Origin of the sequence: Nonomuraea sp. LPB2021202275-12-8, from assembly GCF_037044575.1 — a bacterium.
Classification (GTDB): Bacteria; Actinomycetota; Actinomycetes; order Streptosporangiales; family Streptosporangiaceae; genus Nonomuraea.
On sequence record NZ_JBAHWD010000007.1, the window covers coordinates 319,436 to 336,046 of the forward strand.

The 16,611-nt window shown below is 72.0% G+C and carries 15 protein-coding genes; 11 read left to right on the forward strand and 4 right to left on the reverse strand.

The genetic code is table 11. The features are described 5' to 3' along the window. Positions 1-318: 318 nt before the first annotated feature. Positions 319-1,230, reverse strand: coding sequence for a hypothetical protein (locus V5E28_RS16780; RefSeq protein ID WP_336207836.1), 912 nt, complete (start codon positions 1,228-1,230; stop codon positions 319-321). Between the two features lie 284 nt (positions 1,231-1,514). Between V5E28_RS16780 and V5E28_RS16785 the strand changes: the two genes are divergently transcribed. The 5 genes from V5E28_RS16785 (at position 1,515) to V5E28_RS16805 (ending at position 6,290) form a co-directional block, all read left to right on the forward strand. Continuing rightward, complete coding sequence (locus V5E28_RS16785) at positions 1,515-2,261, forward strand: DUF2071 domain-containing protein (RefSeq protein WP_336207837.1); 747 nt, start codon at positions 1,515-1,517, stop codon at positions 2,259-2,261. A gap of 42 nt (positions 2,262-2,303) precedes the next feature. After that, entirely contained in the window at positions 2,304-2,624 is a 321-nt protein-coding gene (locus tag V5E28_RS16790) for a YciI family protein (RefSeq protein WP_336207838.1), read from the forward strand. Between the two features lie 103 nt (positions 2,625-2,727). Then, complete coding sequence (locus tag V5E28_RS16795) at positions 2,728-3,567, forward strand: phosphatidylinositol-specific phospholipase C/glycerophosphodiester phosphodiesterase family protein (protein WP_336207839.1); 840 nt, start codon at positions 2,728-2,730, stop codon at positions 3,565-3,567. Between the two features lie 237 nt (positions 3,568-3,804). Next, positions 3,805-5,178, forward strand: a complete 1,374-nt coding sequence (locus V5E28_RS16800; protein ID WP_336207840.1) for a hypothetical protein — start codon at positions 3,805-3,807, stop codon at positions 5,176-5,178. After that, on the forward strand, positions 5,175-6,290 hold the full coding sequence (locus tag V5E28_RS16805; protein WP_336207841.1) for an ARPP-2 domain-containing protein: 1,116 nt from the start codon (positions 5,175-5,177) through the stop codon (positions 6,288-6,290). The genes V5E28_RS16800 and V5E28_RS16805 overlap by 4 nt, the downstream gene beginning before the upstream one ends. A 6-nt stretch (positions 6,291-6,296) precedes the next feature. Here the strand turns inward: V5E28_RS16805 and V5E28_RS16810 are convergent, their stop codons facing one another. After that, a complete protein-coding gene (locus tag V5E28_RS16810; protein WP_336207842.1) occupies positions 6,297-6,704 on the reverse strand; it encodes a hypothetical protein in 408 nt (135 codons plus the stop codon). Positions 6,705-6,803: 99 nt separating this feature from the next. Between V5E28_RS16810 and V5E28_RS16815 the strand changes: the two genes are divergently transcribed. The 5 genes from V5E28_RS16815 to V5E28_RS16835 all read left to right on the forward strand — a co-directional run bounded on the left by V5E28_RS16815 (position 6,804) and on the right by V5E28_RS16835 (position 13,360). Further along, positions 6,804-7,766, forward strand: coding sequence for a GlxA family transcriptional regulator (locus V5E28_RS16815; protein ID WP_336207843.1), 963 nt, complete (start codon positions 6,804-6,806; stop codon positions 7,764-7,766). Positions 7,767-7,823: 57 nt separating this feature from the next. Continuing rightward, a complete protein-coding gene (locus V5E28_RS16820) occupies positions 7,824-9,347 on the forward strand; it encodes a serine/threonine-protein kinase (RefSeq protein WP_336207844.1) in 1,524 nt (507 codons plus the stop codon). Positions 9,348-9,360: 13 nt separating this feature from the next. Beyond that, complete coding sequence (locus tag V5E28_RS16825; RefSeq protein WP_336207845.1) at positions 9,361-12,171, forward strand: AfsR/SARP family transcriptional regulator; 2,811 nt, start codon at positions 9,361-9,363, stop codon at positions 12,169-12,171. 75 nt (positions 12,172-12,246) lie between these two features. Then, positions 12,247-12,837, forward strand: a complete 591-nt coding sequence (locus V5E28_RS16830) for a hypothetical protein (protein ID WP_336207846.1) — start codon at positions 12,247-12,249, stop codon at positions 12,835-12,837. Beyond that, on the forward strand, positions 12,821-13,360 hold the full coding sequence (locus tag V5E28_RS16835; RefSeq protein ID WP_336207847.1) for an OmpA family protein: 540 nt from the start codon (positions 12,821-12,823) through the stop codon (positions 13,358-13,360). Before V5E28_RS16830 ends, V5E28_RS16835 begins: the two co-directional genes overlap by 17 nt. Here V5E28_RS16835 and V5E28_RS16840 read toward each other — a convergent pair. Further along, positions 13,350-14,300 (reverse strand): ArsR/SmtB family transcription factor, encoded by a 951-nt coding sequence (locus V5E28_RS16840; RefSeq protein WP_336207848.1) that lies wholly within the window; start codon positions 14,298-14,300, stop codon positions 13,350-13,352. The two genes, V5E28_RS16835 and V5E28_RS16840, sit on opposite strands and share 11 nt — an antisense overlap. 64 nt (positions 14,301-14,364) lie before the next feature. Here V5E28_RS16840 and V5E28_RS16845 point away from each other — a divergent pair, with 64 nt between their 5' ends. Continuing rightward, positions 14,365-15,534, forward strand: coding sequence for an MFS transporter (locus tag V5E28_RS16845; RefSeq protein ID WP_336207849.1), 1,170 nt, complete (start codon positions 14,365-14,367; stop codon positions 15,532-15,534). Here the strand turns inward: V5E28_RS16845 and V5E28_RS16850 are convergent. Then, positions 15,506-16,594 carry a S1C family serine protease gene (locus tag V5E28_RS16850; protein ID WP_336207850.1) on the reverse strand — a complete coding sequence of 363 codons (1,089 nt, stop codon included), beginning with the start codon at positions 16,592-16,594 and terminating at the stop codon, positions 15,506-15,508. The genes V5E28_RS16845 and V5E28_RS16850 overlap by 29 nt on opposite strands. Positions 16,595-16,611: the final 17 nt, after the last annotated feature.

Below are 16,611 nucleotides of genomic sequence, written 5' to 3' on the forward strand. Positions count from 1 at the left end.
AGCCTGCACCTCGCTGGAGACGGAGCGGAGCGAGCGCTGCCAGGTCAAGGCTCGCTCCGTCACGAGCCTGTTGGAGCAGGGCGTTGACCCAGGTCGGCACCTACGCTCACGGAACCTCACCCCGAGACGAAGGGACTGGTGGGTCCGTGTCAGCACGAGGCGGCCTCTTGCCTACAGAGACACCGCAGGCAAGAGGCGGGCTTCGCGTCTGTGGACCGCACAATGGGCGCACAGGTCTGCCGAAGGTTGCCAGCCACCGTCATCTTGCCCGGTGGAAGACGACGTCCTGTTCAGCAGGCGTAGACGGCGCAAGCGGTGTCAGGACCGAGCCTCATATGGCCGCGCTCGGAAGGACAAAAGGTCGAAGCCTTCCTTGGCGACGCGGACATCCTGGGTCCGATACGACAGCTCCTCCTGCTCGCCTTCGATCAAGAACGTTCTTCCCGGGTGCTCCCCGTTGCGGGCGGTGACGAACTCGACTCCGGAGGTATCGGTGGCGATCCCGCGGTTCACCAGGTATGGCTCCATCTCGTTGAGATCAGAAGCTGCCAACCGCTGCAGGTCGATGACCTTCACATCGATGCCGACCGCGATCTGGCGATCGATCACCCGCCGGATCTGATCAGGGTCTTCATCGCCACGCAAGACGAAGAAGCGTGTCACTTGCAGGCAGCCCATGGTGATCGCCGACTCCTGGGTCCGGAGCCACTGCTCACCCCGGGGACGCTCCCAGTAGCCCAGTTCGGAGATGTGGATGGCCTTGAGATCGATGACGTCCGCCAGTCCGGAGTTCTGCAACGCATACTTCTTGGCGCGCTCCAGAACCACCCGTCCGTCGGCCAGCTCCTGAATCTTCTGTACGAACTCGTCGGTGATCTGGTCGCGAACGATCTGAAGATGCACGTGCTTGCCGTCATCGATCGCCTGCCAGCTTGCCCGGAGCCTGCCATTCATGTCAGCAAGGGTCGGGGGCATGGATTGGGCGTCCGCGATGCGGCGGAGCATCATGAGGAGTTGGTCGTGGTTGTTCCGGCTGGCGTGCTGTGCCAGGTACACCTCCACACACGCGGTGAGCAGCGATCCATAGAGCCCGACAATGATCGCATTCGTTGCCGACGCCACGGTCCACTGGCCTTGGGATACGAAGGCGAGGACGCTTACCGTCGCAGATGCGGCTAAACCCCAGAACCACACACGCCGCCACCATGGCGTGAACTGACTAGCCGTCACGGCACCCCCTTCGAGGGGACCCGGTGGATTGGGTTGAGGATTCCCCCGAGAGCCGTGCCGCAATCACTCTCGCGACGGTGATGGCGACGGCGACGGCTCTTCATGGCCGTGCCGCCAGACTCGACGATCGAGCTTCTACACCTGGTGCGTGGGGTTCGAGTGCTCAGCCATCAGGTCCACGGTGACAAGACGCCTCCTCCCTGCGACCAGGCCGCAGGTAGGGGGCCTTTTCGTTGTTCCGGGGCCGCGGGCCGGCTCATGGGCGGGTCGTTACTGTTTCGGGCATGACCTTCATCGGCACGCCGCAGCCGCGCCCGCGCTGGTACCACGCGCAGACGGACCTGGAGGACTTCGCGATCGTCACCTACCGGGTGGACGCCGAGGCGCTCGCCCGGCACCTGCCCGAGGGCTTCGCCCCGACGAGGACGGCCTTCGACGACGGCCCCGGAGCCCTGGTCTCGGCTGTCGCCTTCCGCGACCGGGACTTCCACTTCCGGTTCCTGCCGCCGGTGGCGATCGACTGCGGGCAGATCAACTACCGTGCGTACGTCACCGCGTACGGAAAGCCGGGGGTCTGGTTCTTCGGCACTCGCCTGGACCATCCCGTCGTCGCGATCCCTCAGCATCTGTGGGGGATGCCGTGGAGCCGGGACCGCATCCGGATCGAGGCGGACTGGGACGGCGAGCGGGCTCGCTGGCGGCTGGACGCCGGGGACGCCCGCTGCGAGGCGGCCGAGCTGTCCCCGCCGCCCGCGCGCCTGGACGGCTTCACCGGCGAGGCGGACTGGCTGGAACGGCTGACCCACCCCACCCTGGGCTGGTATCGCCGCCGGGGCGGGAGGGTGGGCGTCTACAGCATCTGGCATCCGCCGATGCGCCCCCGATACCTCGCCGCCACATCCGCGAGGTTCCCCGCCTTCGAGCGCCTCGGGCTGATCACGCCGGAGACGGCGCCGCACTCGATCCTGGCCCAGGCGGGGCTGCGCTTCGACATCCACACCCCGCCTCGCCGCTTCCGCCATGGTGGATGAGAGCCGTCCGCTGCTCGACGCAGGGGTGAAGGAGGTGCGCGGATGAAGTTCATGCTGCTGCTGTTCGACGCCGAGCACTACTGGGAGCGGGTGTCCCCGGATCAGATGGGGGAGGCGCTGGCCGGGCATCAGGCGTTCGCGGAGTTCCTGACGCGGCGTGGGGTCGCGTTCTCGGGGGAGGCGGTCAAGCCCTCGAACGAGGCGCGGACGCTGCGGCCCTACGGCGCGACCATGACGGTCGCCGATGGTCCGGCCCTCGTAGGCGGGGTCTCGTTCGTCGTCGTGGCGGCCGTGCTCACGGTGCGGGCTCATGCCGTACGTGCCGCGCTGCTGCGGCGAAAGCGGGAGCTGACCGGGGAGTGAAACCTGTGCGGTTCCCGCTATTAGGCGAAAAGTCACTCTCGTCACATCTTGCCCACATAGCGTGTCTTACATCTCTAGTTTCAGTACTTGTGAGGGAGATGTAATGATCCGTCGAGCTCTGGGCATGTTGGTCGCCGCAGGAGCGATGCTCCTGGTGGCGACCCCCGCCACGGCCTCCGGCGTCGAGCCGCTGCCCCGCGCCCACGCGCACAACGACTACGAGCACGACCGCCCCCTTCTGGACGCGCTCGACCACGGGTTCACCAGCGTCGAGGCCGACGTGTACCTGGTGGACGGCGAGCTGCTCGTCGCGCACGACCCGGAGGACGTGGTGCCCGGCCGGACCCTCCAGTCGCTCTACCTCGACCCGCTGGCCCAGCGCGTCCGCGCCGGCCACGGGCACGTCTACCCCCGTAGCCGGCAGCGGCTCCAGCTGCTGGTGGACATCAAGAACAACGGCGTCGCCACCTACACCGAGATCGACCGGGTGCTGCGCGGCTACGGCAAGATGCTGACGACCTACCACAAGGGCAAGGTCAAGCCCGGAGCGGTGACGGTGGTCATCAGCGGCGACCGGCCGCGTGACCTCATGGCCGCGCAGCAGAAGCGCTATGCCTTCTACGACGGCCGCCTGTCGGACCTGGGCCAGGGCGGGGCGTCCCTGATCCCGCTGATCAGCGACAACTGGACCAACAACTTCACCTGGCTCGGGGAGGGTGAGATGCCCGAGGCGGAGCGGGCCAAGCTCCGGGAGATCGTGGCGACCGCGCACCGTGACGGGCAGCGGGTCCGCTTCTGGGCGACGCCGGACACGGCCGGTCCCGCCAGGGAGGCGCTCTGGCGCGAGCTGGTGGCGGCGGACGTGGATCACCTCAACACCGACGACCTGGCGGGCCTGCAGCGGTTCCTGCGCGAGCATGACACCGAGCGCGCCGCGGCCTGACCCACCTGGGGCGGGGGCGATGGTCTGAACCCGCGTGAGCGGCGGCGCTTCCTCCAGCGCCGCCGCTTTCGCGTGCGTTGAGCGGAAATGCCGTCGCTTACGGTGACGGGAGGCGGTAAGTTGCTGGATCAGGTCGGCCGCGGGACTTCGGTGCGACTTCCGGAACCCGCCTTTACAGCGATGCTTCGCAGCTCGTTCCCCCATTCCCCGGCCGGCCCAGCCGATCCCGGGGGACCGATGGACACCTATGCCGACCTGATCGAGTGCGAGGACGTGCTGCTCTTCGCCAACGCGGCGATCACCTCCACCGGGCAGCGCGAGTTTCACAGCGGGGCGGCCGAGCAGCGGCTGTCGCTGGACTTCCTGCACCGCTACGTGCACGGCAACTACCCCGACCTCTACGCGGCGGCGCTCGCCCTGGACATCAACGACCACAACGCGGCGATGATCATCCGCAACCTGTTGAAGGTGCCCGGGAGCGGGGACGGCAGGCTGATCGCCTGGCGGCTGGGCCGGATGAGCCCGCCACGCGTCTACCGGTTGTTCCAGGATCTGCGGCGTGACGGGGTCAACAACCGGCGGACCAGGGCGATCATCCGCGACTGGCTGCTGGCACGCCGCGACCTGGCCTTCGACGCGGTCAAGTACCGCTCCGCGGTGAAGGCGGCGGTGCGGCACGCGCACCTGCGTCTGGAGGGCGAGCTGGGCGACTTCCTGTTCGCGCCGCACAGCCGGACGAGGTTCGACTCGCCGGTGCTGGAGGCGTGGCGGCGCGCGCACTACGACAAGAAGGCGCTGTACGAGCTGCCGTACACCGTCGCGGAGGGGTTCGCGGCCCGCCACGGGATCGACAGGAAGGTGTTCCTGGAGCGGATCGCGCCCCGGCTGACCCGGCTGGAGCGGCTGCGGCTGACCGAGTCCGCGAGGAGGGGCGGCGTCGACAGCGGGGCCGAGCTTGCCTCCATGCCGCTGGTCCGGGCGGCGTCGTACGTGCTGTCGCTGCCGGTCGCCGAGCGGACGGCCGAGCACGTGGCGGCGCTGCGGGCCTCCGCCGCCCGGGCGGCGGGAGCGCGCGGGGGCACGTGGGGGAGCGTCACGGCGGTGCTGGACGACAGCTTCTCCTCCTTCGGGTCGCCGGTGAAGCGGCGGCGGCCGCTGGCGGTGGCGCTGGGCTGCCACTACCTGCTCGAAGCGCTGGCCGGGACCTACCGGGGGCTGTGGCTGTCGGGGCGGGCCGATGCGGTGCGGGTGCGGCCGTCGGGGGCGACGGCGCTCGGGCAGAGGATCATCGACGCCCTCGAAACGCGGCCCGACCGGCTCGTCATCGTCTCCGACGGCTGGGACAACGCGCCGCCGGGGCTGGCGGCCGAGGTGCTGCGCGTGTGGCGGCGCAAGCTCGACCCGGCGGGCGAGGTGAGCATCGTCCATCTGAACCCGGTGTACGACGCCGGGCGGTTCGACGTGCGGCGCCTGTCGGCGTCGGTGCCGACCGCCGGGATTCGCGACGCCGAGGACCTGCCCGCGCTGGTGGAGCTGGCCCAGTTCGCCGAGGGGCGGACCGGTCGCGCCGAGCTGCGGGCCTATCTGGAGGACAGGGCGGCGCTGCGATGATGGATCTCACCGGGTTGGCGACCCGGCCCGCGCAGACGTGGGGCTCGGTGCGGCTGGTTCCGCTGGTGCGGCCGGAGCCGATCACGGACCTGCGGCTGCACGCCAAGGTGTACGGCGACGAGCTGTCCATGGTCAGCCTGCCCGACAAGACGATCTACACCGCGTATGTCCCGCACGCCTTCGTGGCGTCGTGGACCGGTGACGGCACGCCCGCCGCCGCGTACGGCACCCAGCTCGGCGAGCCGCGGCAGCACATCTGCGTCAGGACCCACCGCCGGATGGCCCGGCGCGCCGACAAGAACAGGCTGCGCTTCCTGCCCCTGCACCTCGCCCTGGAGGGCTTTCTCGCGCTGCACTTCGGCGGGCCGTCGATCGTGTGGGAGGAGTGGTCGCGCCGGGCGGTTGCGCAGGGGCTGTCACCGCGGGTGGAGGAGGCGTACACCGGGGCCCAGGTGCGCGGGCTGGACGACGCGCTGCGCGTCTTCGAGATCTACCCGGGGCAGTGCGGCCTGCTCCTGTACGTCGCCGACAGCCTGGCCAGCGCCTTCGTGGTGCCGCATCCGGAGGACTACCGGGCACTGCACCCGACGTTGATCCGCGACCTGTACGGCGAGCTGATCCACGAGTACGCCCTGTTCCACCCGGCCGGCGACTTCCCGGCGGTCATCGACGAGGGGGCGGTCACCTCGCTGGCGGATCTGCGGGAGCAGGCGGTGCGGCAGGAGCGGGAGTGGGCCGGCTTCCACGACTCCGTCATGGCGGCGGGGCTGCTCGCCTCGCCGGCGCGAGTACAGGACGTCTACCGCCTGGGCCGGTTCACCCTGCGGCGTTTCCTGCCCTCCTTCGACCGGCATGCCGAGAACCACATCGGGGAGATGATCGACGACGAGCACGGGCGGCCGGCGTACCTGAAGACGTTCCGGCTCTCGCAGGCGCAGATCCGGCGCGGCCACCTGCTCAGCAAGCTGGCCGAGCACGACTGGCACCTGCCGGCCACGGCCGCCGCGCTCGGCACCGACGCGGCCGGGCTCGGGCTGCGGCTGGCGCGGGCCGGGTTCGGGCACCTGCTGCGGCAGGACGTCCTGGACGGCTACCGCAAGGCCGGGCGCTGACCGGGGTCAGTGGTGGCCCGCGTACTCGTCCAGGCGCCTGAGCATGACGGCCAGCATGGCCGGGAACATCGCCACGTGCGCGATGACCATCAGGCTCATGCCGTCGATGAGGCCCAGCCAGAGCAGCGGGTAGAGCGGCACGATGGGCGCGAACATGGCGCCGCACATCTCCAGCGTGGAGGCCCAGCCGTGCCCGCGGTAGCGCATCCAGACGGTCATCCCGACGGACATGTTGAACGCCATCAACAGGTAGGCGAGCTCCGGCTCGCTCTCATGCGAGAGTTCCAGCCCGGCGGCGGACTGCACGAGCCCCAGGACGATCATCCCGGCGAACATCGCGATGACCATCTCCACGTAGTGCCTGGCGAACCTCGCCCATCGGCGGGGTTCGGTCTTCGGCTCGGTCTGTGTCATGCCGACGACTGTGCGGCCGGGCGGGGCCGGGAGCCAGGTATCGCCAGAGGGTATGTCTGGAATCTTGGGTTCTTCGTCTTTCGGACCTAGAGTCGACGTATGGAGAAACGGCGCGTCATCGTGGTCGGCTACGACGCGGCCGAGCTGCTCGACATCGCCTGCGTCAGCTCGACGCTGGAGAGCGCCAACTGGCACGGCGCCGACCCCTACTACGAGGTGCGGCTGGCCACCCCCGGAGGGCATCCCGTCGTCACCGGCACCGCGCTCACGCTCCAGGCGCAGGTCCCCCTCGAACGGGTCGTCGGCCCGATCGACACGCTCGTCGTGTCCGGCGGCATCGGCTACGAGAACGCCGCCGACAACCAGCTGATCGTCGCCCACGTGCGCCGCCTGGCCAGGGAGAGCCGCCGGGTGGCGTCGGTGTGCACCGGAGCCTTCGTGCTGGCCGCCGCCGGGCTGCTCGACGGCCGTCGCGTGACCACCCACTGGCGCGCGGCGCAGCGCCTGGCCACCGTCCATCCCGAGATCGTCGTCGACCCGGACCCGATCTTCATCCGCGACGGCGACATCGCCACGTCCGCCGGCATCACCGCCGCCCTGGACCTCACTCTCGCCTTCGTCGAGGAGGACAACGGCAGCGCGCTAGCGCGCACGGTGGCCCGCAGCCTGGTGACCTATCTGCAGCGCCCGGGCAACCAGGCGCAGATGAGCATGTTCGTCAGCGGGCCGCCGGCCTCCAGCAGCCTCGTCAAGCGGACCGTCGAGCACATCACCGCGCATCTAACCGACGACCTCACCACGCCCACCCTGGCCGCCGGGGCGGGGGTGAGCGAGCGGCACCTGACCCGCCTGTTCCTCAAGCACCTCGGCCAGACCCCGGGCCGGTTCGTCCGGCAGGCCCGCACCGAGGCCGCCGCCCACCTGCTGGCGTCCACCTCCCTGCCGATGGCGGCGATCGCCGCACGCTGCGGCTTCGGCACGGCCGAGACCCTGCGCCAGGCCTTCGTCGACCGTTACGGCATCCCGCCGTCTCGCTACCGGCTGGCGCAGGCACTCGCCTGACCTCAGACCCCGGTACGGACGAAGCATGAGGATCCGGACCTGGCTAATCTGTCTGCGGTGAGCGGCGAACGGGTCATCGGCGGCTACGTGCTGCGGCGCGTGCTCGGCCGGGGCGGCATGGGCGAGGTCCATCTGGCCACCACGCCCACCGGGGGCCTGGCCGCGGTCAAGGTGATCCACCCCTCGCTGGCCCGCGACCCCGCCTTCCGCCGCAGGTTCGAGCGCGAGGTGGCCGCCGCCCGCAGGGTGGCCAGATTCTGCACCGCCCCGGTGCTGGACGCCGGGATCGACGGCGACGTCGCCTACCTCGTCACGGAGTACGTCAAAGGCCCGGACCTGGCGCAGGCCGTACGGGATCAGGGCCCGCTGTCCGGCGGCAACCTGGAGGCGCTGGCCGTCGGGATCGCGACCGCGCTCAGCGCCATCCACGGCGCCGGAGTGATCCACCGCGACCTCAAGCCCTCGAACGTGCTGCTCTCGCCGCTCGGGCCACGGGTGATCGACTTCGGCATCGCCCAGCTCGTCGACGCCGACAACCTCATCAGCCAGGCCATCCTCGGCACGCCCTCGTTCATGGCGCCGGAGCAGGCCCGGGGCGAGCCCCTGACCCCCGCCACCGACGTGTTCGCGTGGGGTGGGGTGATCGCCTTCGCGGGCACCGGCCGGCCACCCTTCGGCGGCGGCTCCCAGGGCGAGGTCCTCTACCGCATCGTCAACGAGGAACCCCGGCTCGACGGCCTGGACCACGGCGTCCGCGCGGTGGTGGAGCGGGCGCTGGCCAAGGACCCGCGTGCCCGGCCCACGGTCGCGCAGCTCCTGGCCGGTCTGCTCGGCGGCGCCGGGCACAGTCCCGCCTCGGCGACCCAGGTCGTCGAGGACACCTGGACGATTCCCGGACCGCCGGCGCCACGCGAGCGGCCGCCGAGAGCTCGCAGGTGGATGCTCGGCGGCGCCGCGGGAGCGGTCGCGCTCGCCGCCGTGGTGGCTGCGGCTCTGCTCGTGCCGGGGCTCGTGCCGGGGCTCGGGCAGGAGAGCTGGCCGTACGAGACGGACTTCGCCGACTCGTGGGCGGTCGGCTCGTCCGACGGCGGCAGCGCGCGGCGGGACGGCACCGGATACGTGCTGACCGTCAAGGAGGGCTGGCGGCTGTGGAAGTCGGCGCCCCGGCGGGAGCCGGACGGCGGCGTGGTGGTCAGCGCGCGGGCCAGGCTGGAAGAGGGCAGCGGAGAGTACGGTGTGTGGTGCCACGGGGCGGCCGGGTCCGGCGACCGCTACGAGTTCACCGTGAGCGGCTCGGGCAGGGTCTCCATCGTCAAGCGCCGCGCGGGCCGGCCGGGCCAGATCCTGTACGGTCCCGCGGACGCCAAGGGCGGGCAGGTCGATCGCGTCGTGGCGGAGTGCGGGAGCGACGGGGACGGGGTGACCCTGCGGATGTGGCTGAACGAGCGCCTGGTCGCCGAGGCTGCCGACGCCGCCGGCGGCTACGGTCCGAGCGAGGCCGGGGTGCACGCGGCGCCCGACTCGGGCGGGGTGCTGCGGGTGCGGTTCGAGTCGTTCGCGCTCAAGCCCGCGCAGAGCTGAGAGGCGCCCGAGCATGATGGACGTGCGGTTCCGGGTGCTGGGCCCGCTGGGGGCCGACGGCGGGCGCGAGCCGGGCCCCGCCAAGCATCGGGCGCTGCTGGCGGCGCTGCTGGTCTCGGCGGGCAAGGCGGTGCCGGTCGAGCGGTTGATGGCCGTGCTCTGGGGAGACCGGCCGCCCGTTTCGGCCGAGTCGGTGATCAGGGTCTACGTCAGCGCGCTGCGCAAGCTCGTCGGCGGCATCGCCACGGTGCCGGGCGGCTACCTGCTCGAGATCGATCCGGACGAGGTCGACTGCCACCGGTTCGAGCGGCTCGTCGGCGAAGCGAGGAGTGCCAGGGAGGCGGGCGCGGTCGCCGAGGCCGCCGACGGGTTCAGGGCGGCGCTGTCGCTGTGGCGCGGGCAGGCGCTGGCCGACGTCGACAGCGCCGAGCTGCGCCGCTCGCACGCCGTACCCCTGGAAGAGCTGCGGCTGACCGCGCTTGAGGAGCGCGTCGAGCTGGACCTGCGGCTGGGCCGGGGCGGGGAGGTGGTCGGCGAGCTGAGGTCGCTGGTCGGCACGCACCCGCTGCGGGAGCGGGCCTGGGGGCACCTCATGGCCGCCCTGAACCAGGCGGGTCGCAGGTCGGAGGCGCTGGCCGCTTATCAGGAGGCGCGCCGGACGCTGGTGGAGGAGCTGGGCCTGGAGCCGGGCGCCGAGTTACGGGAGGCTCACCAGCGGGTGCTGGACGGCGGCGAGTCACACCGGGTGGATGTTTCTCCCGACGAGCGAAAAATCCCGCTCAACGAGACGCCCCCCGATATTTCGGACTTCACCGGTAGGGCGGACGTCCTCGCCTGGATCACCCGAGCCGGCGGCCTCCCCGGTGGCGAGCCGGCCGGGCCGCCTGTGCATCTGGTCGTGCACGGACCGCCGGGCTGCGGGAAGTCGGCCGTGGCCGTACGCGCGGCGAACCTGCTCGACCTGCCCGGCGGGAGGCTCTACGCGGTGCTCGGCGGCCGGCCGCCGGGGGCCGTGCTGGAGGATCTGCTGCGCTCGCTCGGGTGCCCGGACGGGGCGGTGCCCCCGACGCTCGACGAGAGGGTGCGGCTCTATCGCCGGCTGACGTCCGGCCGGCGGCTGCTCGTGGTGCTCGACGACGCCGCCGACGAGACGCAGGTTCGGCCCCTCCTCCCGACCGGACCGGGCAGCGTGACCATCGTGACGAGCCGCTCGCCGCTGGCCGGGCTGGAGGCCTCCAGGGCGTACGAACTGGGCGTGCTGGAGCCGGGCGAGGCGTTGCGGATGCTCGCCAACGTGGCGGGGCGGGATCGGGTGGAGGGTGAGCCCGAGGCCGCGATGTCGCTCGTGCGGCTGTGCGGCGCCCTGCCGCTGGCGCTGCGGATCGCCGGGTCGCGGCTGGCCAGGAAGCCGGGCTGGACGCTGGCGTACCTGGCGGGGCGGCTCGGCGACGAGCGGCGCAGGCTGGACGAGCTCAGCGCGGGCGATCTGGCCGTGCGTGGCAGCCTGGCGCTGGGCTATCGCGGTCTGGCCGAGTCCGAGCGGCGGCTGCTGCGGGGGCTGGGCGCGCTCACGGGGCCGGACTTCGCCCCGTGGGCGCTGGGGGCGGATCTGGAGCCGCTGGCCGAGGCGGGGCTGCTGCAGTCGCGCGGGCTGGACGAGGCGGGTCAGGAGAGGTACGGCTGGCACGACCTGACCAGGCTCTACGCGGCCGAGCGGCTGGCGGAGGAGGAGGGCGGCCCGGCTCCCGTGCTGGCGGCCAGGGCGGCGGAGATCCTCGACCGGACCAGGAGGGCCAGGGCGACCCTGCTGCCCGCCGAGCCCGGCTCGGGTCAGACCCTGGCCCGTACGGCCGAGCAGCTCCTGGAGACCGGCAGGCTGCGACAGGAGGCGCGCTGGCTGACCGCGGAACGCCGGTTCCTGGCGGCGACCGTCGGCGACTTCTTCCGGGCCGGGCTGCACGAGGCGGCCTGGCGGCTGGCTTTCTACCTCACTCCGCTGTTCGAGCTGGGTGGGCACCACGACGACTGGCACGCCACCACGGCGACGGGGCTCGACGCGGCCAGGGCGGCGGGCCACCGGCAGGGTGAGGCGCTGCTGCTGCGCGGCCTGGCCGACCTGCACCGGGCCGAGGGCCGCGCCGAGGCGGCGGCCGCCGCGCTGCGAGCCGCCCAGCCCCTGGTCGAGGGCTTGGAGCTGGCCAGGATCACGCTCCGGCTGGGCATGGTCGAGCCCCGCCCGGCCGAGGCCGAGCGGGTGCTGCGCAGATCGCTGCAGGTCTTCGAGCAGGCGGCGGACCAGCGGGGCCGGGCCGACGCGCTGCGGGCGCTCGGCGCGCTGCGGCGCGACCAGGAACTGCTGGAACGGAGCCTGGCCGCCTACAGCGACCTGGGCGATCCGCGCGGTCAGTCGGAGTCGCTGCTCGACCTGGCCAGGCTGCACCTGGACGCCGGGCGGCCGGCCGAGGCCCGCGACTTCGCGGAGCGGCGGATCGCCGTCAACCGGCGGCTCGGCGACCGCCTGCCGGAGGCGTCCGGCCTGCTCGTGCTGGCCGGGATCGCCAGGGCGCAGGGCCTGCCGGAGGCCGCGGTCGACTCGGCCCGGCAGGCGCTGGAGACGTTCACGGCGTACGGTGACCGCCGCGGTGCGGGCAACGCCCTGCTCGTCCTGGGCGAGGCGTTTCTCGACGTCGATGAGCTCGGTGAGGCGGTTGAGATGCTTACGCGTGCTATGGGAGAGTTTGGGATCCTTGGTGACGGACGTGCCGAGGCCGAGGCCGAGCGGCTCGCACGAGAGGCCCGCAGGCGCCGTGACCGGGGGATATAGCGGACTATGCGGATCCTGAAGGTCGCGCCGCTAGCCTCGGGCCACGAGTCGAACCCCCGAAAGGTGACCATAAACATGCGCAAGACGCTCGCGCTGGCTGTGGCCGCCGTCGCGCTCACCGGTTGCGGGATGCTTCCCCCGGGACAGGCGAGCGGCGGCGGTGGCGAGGAGAAGCAGCAGTCCACGTCTCAGGAGCAGCAGCCCACTCAGAAGGAGAGCGCCAAGGCCCCGGAGCAGAGCGCGCCCCCGCAGCAGGACAAGGTGATCGCCACCCGCGAGACCAAGGTCGCCTCAGGTGACGGCGGCACGGCGCGCGCCGACGTCACGGTACTCAAGAGGCAGGGCAAGACCATCACGCTCAACTGGTCGGTCACTGTCGTCGAGGGCGCGGTCAACATGCACAACGGCATGAGCGACGGCGTTCTGCGATACACGGTGGGGGGCGTCTCGCTCATCGACCCGGTCAACGCCAAGCGCTATCGCGTCGCGCGCAACGGCACCGGCCCCGACGCGGAGTGCGTCTGCTCCGAGACGCAGGGCGAGTTCCTCAAGGAGGGACAGACCCTCTCCCTCTACGCCGTCTTCGCCGCCCCGCCCGCGGACGTGACGAAGATCAACATCGAGATGCCGATGATCGGCGTGTTCACCGATGTTCCGATCTCTTAGCCTCGCCCTGGCCATGGTGCTCGCCTCACCGCCCACCGCCCCGCCGGAGTCCGCCACGGGAACGGTGGAGGACCTGGTGATGCCCGTCGAGGACATCATCGGCGAGGTCGAGTCGCTCGACGGCACGGAGAGCGAGACCACGCAGGGCACCCAGGTCACGGTCGCGCTCACCAGCGACGTGCTCTTCGCTCTGGACAAGTGGGCGCTGACGGCCAAGGCCAAGCAGCGGCTGGCGCAGGTCGCGGAGAAGGTCAACACCGAGGGCGCGGGCGGCGTGGTCAAGATCGAGGGGCACACCGACGACCAGGGCACCGACGCCTACAACCTCGTGCTGTCCAGGCGCCGCGCGCAGGCCGTGCAGCAGGTCATGCGCGGCCTGCTCACCGGCGCGGGCGTGACCCTCCAGGCACAGGGGTACGGCGAGAGCCGGCCCAAGCTGCCCAACATCATCGACGGCCAGGCGATCCCGGCCAACCGGGAGAAGAACCGCCGCGTGGAGATCGTCTACACGGTCAAGCAATGAGCGCGTCGCCCAGCGGGGTGCGGCTGTAGAGGACCGAGCGGCCGCTGCGGGAGCGGGAGACCAGGCCCGCCCTGCGCAGCACGGCCAGATGGTCACCCACCCCGCCGAGTGTCATCGCGAGCTGGGCGACGAGCTGGCTGGTGCTGGCCGGGCCGTCCAGCGCGGTGAGCACGGCCGCCCGGCCCCGGCCCAGCAGCGCGACCAGGCCGTCGGAGGCGGGCGCCCGCTCCCACAGCGCCGCCACGCCGTGCGCCGGGTAGGCCAGGCCGTAGGCGCGGGGCGGGGCGAGGTAGACGTTGGCCAGGCCGAACGCGTTGGGCATGAGCACCATGCCCACCCCGCCGGGCCGGTACGGAGTGCCGCCCGGCGGGCAGAGCAGGATGCGCCCGCTCTCCGAGACCAGCTCGATGCCGAGTTTCGCGAAGACGTCGGCCCAGCCGTAGACCGCGAGCCGGCCCGCCCGTTGCACGATGTCGCGCTCCAGCAGGGCGCGCAGCTGCGGCCAGTCGGGGGCGACCAGTTCGTCCCAGACGGCCTCCAGCGCACCTGCCACCCGCCGCGCCGCGTCGGGCACGTCGAGGGCGGCGTCGAGCGGCCGGCCCCGGTAGCTGAGCCGCAGGTCCGCCCTGGCCCGCTCGGGCGGCGTGCGGCGGACGGCGAGCAGCTCGTCCTCGAACGCGGTGTCGAGGCCGTCGGCCGGCACGCAGTAGAAGTCGGGGATGTAGTCGGTGACCCGGTGCAGCCTGACCAGGGCACGCAGCACCGGGTGCGCGGCGAGCAGCCGGTCGGAGCGGTCCCGGACCCGGGCCGTCCAGATCGACATGCCCGGCGGCATGGGACGCCCGCCGAGCACGCCGATGGCGCCGACGACCTGCCCCATGGGGGACAGGCCGAATCTCACCCTGGTCAGGTCTTCAGGTGTGCAGTCCAGGTAGGCCATGGATTGTTTCGCCTCCTGACGAAACAATAGCCTTCGCGACATGGTCCGGCGAAGGTCTCCTGCCATGAAGACATATCGGGATGTGTTCGCGGTCGGGGAGTTCAGGACCCTGTTCGCCGGGGTGACGGCCAACGTGGCGGGCAGCATGGTGACGATGCTGGCGCTGTCCACGCTCGTCTACGCGCACACCGGCTCGCCGTTCCTGGCCGCGGTGGCCTACCTCGCCGGGTTCCTGCCGCAGGCGCTGGGCGCGCTCCTGCTGGGCGGGCTGGCCGACCGCCTGCCGCCGCGGCCGCTGCTCGCCGGATGGGAGGTGGTGCGCGCCTGCGCGCTCGCGGTGATCGCGCTCGGCGTGCTGCCGGTGTGGGGCATGCTGGCGCTGCTCATGGCCCTCGGGCTGGTCGACGCCGTGTCCGTTGCCGCGCGCAACGCGCTGGTGGCAGACCTGCTGCCGGGCAACGGCTATGTGCTCGGCAGATCGGTGCTGAACATCGCGGTGGGGGCCATGCAGATCGCCGGGTTCGGCGGCGGGGCGCTGCTGCTGGCCCTGGTCGGGCCGACGGCCGCGATGTGGGCGAGCGCCGGGACGGCCGCGGCCGTGGCGCTGCTCTACCGGCTGGGGCTGCGGGCCAGGTCCCCCCGGGCGGGCGCGCGGCGCTCGCTCGCCGGGGCGCGGCTGCTGCTCGGCGACCGGGAGCTACGCGGGCTGCTGCTCGTGCAGTGGGTGCCGAGCGGGCTCATCGTCGGAGCCGAGGCGCTGTACGTACCGTATGCGGGGGAGTCGGCTGGCCTGCTGTTCGTCGCGGCAGCGGGCGGGATGCTGGTGGGCGACGCCGTGGTGGGCCGGTGGATCACGCCGGAGGTCCGGCTGCGGCTGGGCGTGCCGCTCTATGTGCTGCTGGCCGTGCCGTATCTGCTGTTCGTGTTGCGGCCGGGAGTGTGGGTGGCGGTGGCGCTGGTGGCGGTGGCGTCGTTCGGGTTCGCCGGGCACCTGGGCACGCAGGAGCGCTACCTCGCGGCGCTGCCCGAGGAGTTGCGCGGGCAGGGGCTCGGGCTGGCGGGCAGCGGGATGCAGACCGGCCAGGGCCTCGCCGCCTCGCTCACCGGCGCGGTCGCGGAGGGGGTGCCGGTGCCCGTGACGATGGCGCTGGCAGGCGTGGCCTCTCTGGTGGCCACCGCCTGCCTGGTGCGCCACCTGCGACCGGTCACTCGCCCGGCAGCTCGCCGAGTATGACGGTGACCTGCTCGGTCCTGCCGCTCGGGCGCACGACCTTGAGCGAGACCTTGTCGCCTGGCCTGTAGGTGGTGAGGGCCTCGGTGAGCTGGGCCATCGCGGAGGTGGCCTTGCCGTCGATGCCGATGATCACATCTCCCGCGCGGATCCCGGCGCGGGCGGCGGCGCTGCCCGGGTCCACCACTCCGACACCGACTCCGGTGGACTCCCCGTCGGCGTTGATGATCGTGTTGCCTCTGACGCCGAGGGCGGCCCGGTGGCTGTTGACGACCTTGCCGTACTTGATGATCTGGGAGGCGATGTCCAGGGCGGTGTTGCTCGGGATGGCGAAGCCGATGCCCGGCGCCGCGCCGCCGCCCAGGGACGGGTCGGTGGCGGCCAGCGTGGGGATGCCGATCACCTGCCCGGACAGGTCGACCAGGGCGCCGCCGCTGTTGCCCGGGTTGATCGCGGCCGAGGTCTGGATCGCGCCGGCGATCGTCGCCCCGGGCGAGCCGGCGCTCTCCGGCTCGGAGACCGTGCGGCCGAGCGCCGAGACGATGCCCTGGGTCACGCTGCCCGACAGGCCCAGAGGGTTGCCCATGGCCAGCACCATCTGGCCCACCCTGAGCTTGGCCGAGTCGCCCCACCTGGCCGGCTGCAGGCCCTGCGCGTTGTCCACCTTGATGACCGCCAGGTCGCCGGGGGCGAAGGTCTTGACCAGCCTGGCCTTGCGCGGGGTGCCGCCGGTGGCGAGCGTGACGTTCAGCTCGGTCGCCTCACCCACCACGTGCGCGTTGGTGACGATGTGGCCCTCGGCGTCGTAGATGATGCCGGAGCCGAGACCCACCTTGGTGGTGATCTGCACGATCGACGGCAGGACCTCGGCGATGACGCGTTCGTAGACCACCTCCAGCGGCGGGCCGGGCATGGCACCGCTCGGCGGGCTGGTGGCGGGAGCCGAGGTCGCGAGAGGGGAGACCTGGGTGGTCCGGGGAGGGGCGATCGGCGCGCTGGCCGGACCGCACGCGGTGAGTAGTAGCAGCACCACGGCGGCCAACCCCCCGGCGACCTTCCCCATGCAGCACTATCTTCCCA

Bases quoted from the DNA above. Each gene is read 5' to 3' on its own strand.
- V5E28_RS16785 (WP_336207837.1), top strand. From the start codon at position 1,515: ATGACCTTCATCGGCACGCCGCAGCCGCGCCCGCGCTGGTACCACGCG.
- V5E28_RS16790 (WP_336207838.1), top strand. From the start codon at position 2,304: ATGAAGTTCATGCTGCTGCTGTTCGACGCCGAGCACTACTGGGAGCGG.
- V5E28_RS16795 (WP_336207839.1), top strand. From the start codon at position 2,728: ATGATCCGTCGAGCTCTGGGCATGTTGGTCGCCGCAGGAGCGATGCTC.
- V5E28_RS16800 (WP_336207840.1), top strand. From the start codon at position 3,805: ATGGACACCTATGCCGACCTGATCGAGTGCGAGGACGTGCTGCTCTTC.
- V5E28_RS16805 (WP_336207841.1), top strand. From the start codon at position 5,175: ATGATGGATCTCACCGGGTTGGCGACCCGGCCCGCGCAGACGTGGGGC.
- V5E28_RS16810 (WP_336207842.1), bottom strand. From the start codon at position 6,704: ATGACACAGACCGAGCCGAAGACCGAACCCCGCCGATGGGCGAGGTTC.
- V5E28_RS16815 (WP_336207843.1), top strand. From the start codon at position 6,804: ATGGAGAAACGGCGCGTCATCGTGGTCGGCTACGACGCGGCCGAGCTG.
- V5E28_RS16825 (WP_336207845.1), top strand. From the start codon at position 9,361: ATGATGGACGTGCGGTTCCGGGTGCTGGGCCCGCTGGGGGCCGACGGC.
- V5E28_RS16830 (WP_336207846.1), top strand. From the start codon at position 12,247: ATGCGCAAGACGCTCGCGCTGGCTGTGGCCGCCGTCGCGCTCACCGGT.
- V5E28_RS16835 (WP_336207847.1), top strand. From the start codon at position 12,821: ATGTTCCGATCTCTTAGCCTCGCCCTGGCCATGGTGCTCGCCTCACCG.
- V5E28_RS16840 (WP_336207848.1), bottom strand. From the start codon at position 14,300: ATGGCCTACCTGGACTGCACACCTGAAGACCTGACCAGGGTGAGATTC.
- V5E28_RS16845 (WP_336207849.1), top strand. From the start codon at position 14,365: ATGAAGACATATCGGGATGTGTTCGCGGTCGGGGAGTTCAGGACCCTG.
- V5E28_RS16850 (WP_336207850.1), bottom strand. From the start codon at position 16,594: ATGGGGAAGGTCGCCGGGGGGTTGGCCGCCGTGGTGCTGCTACTACTC.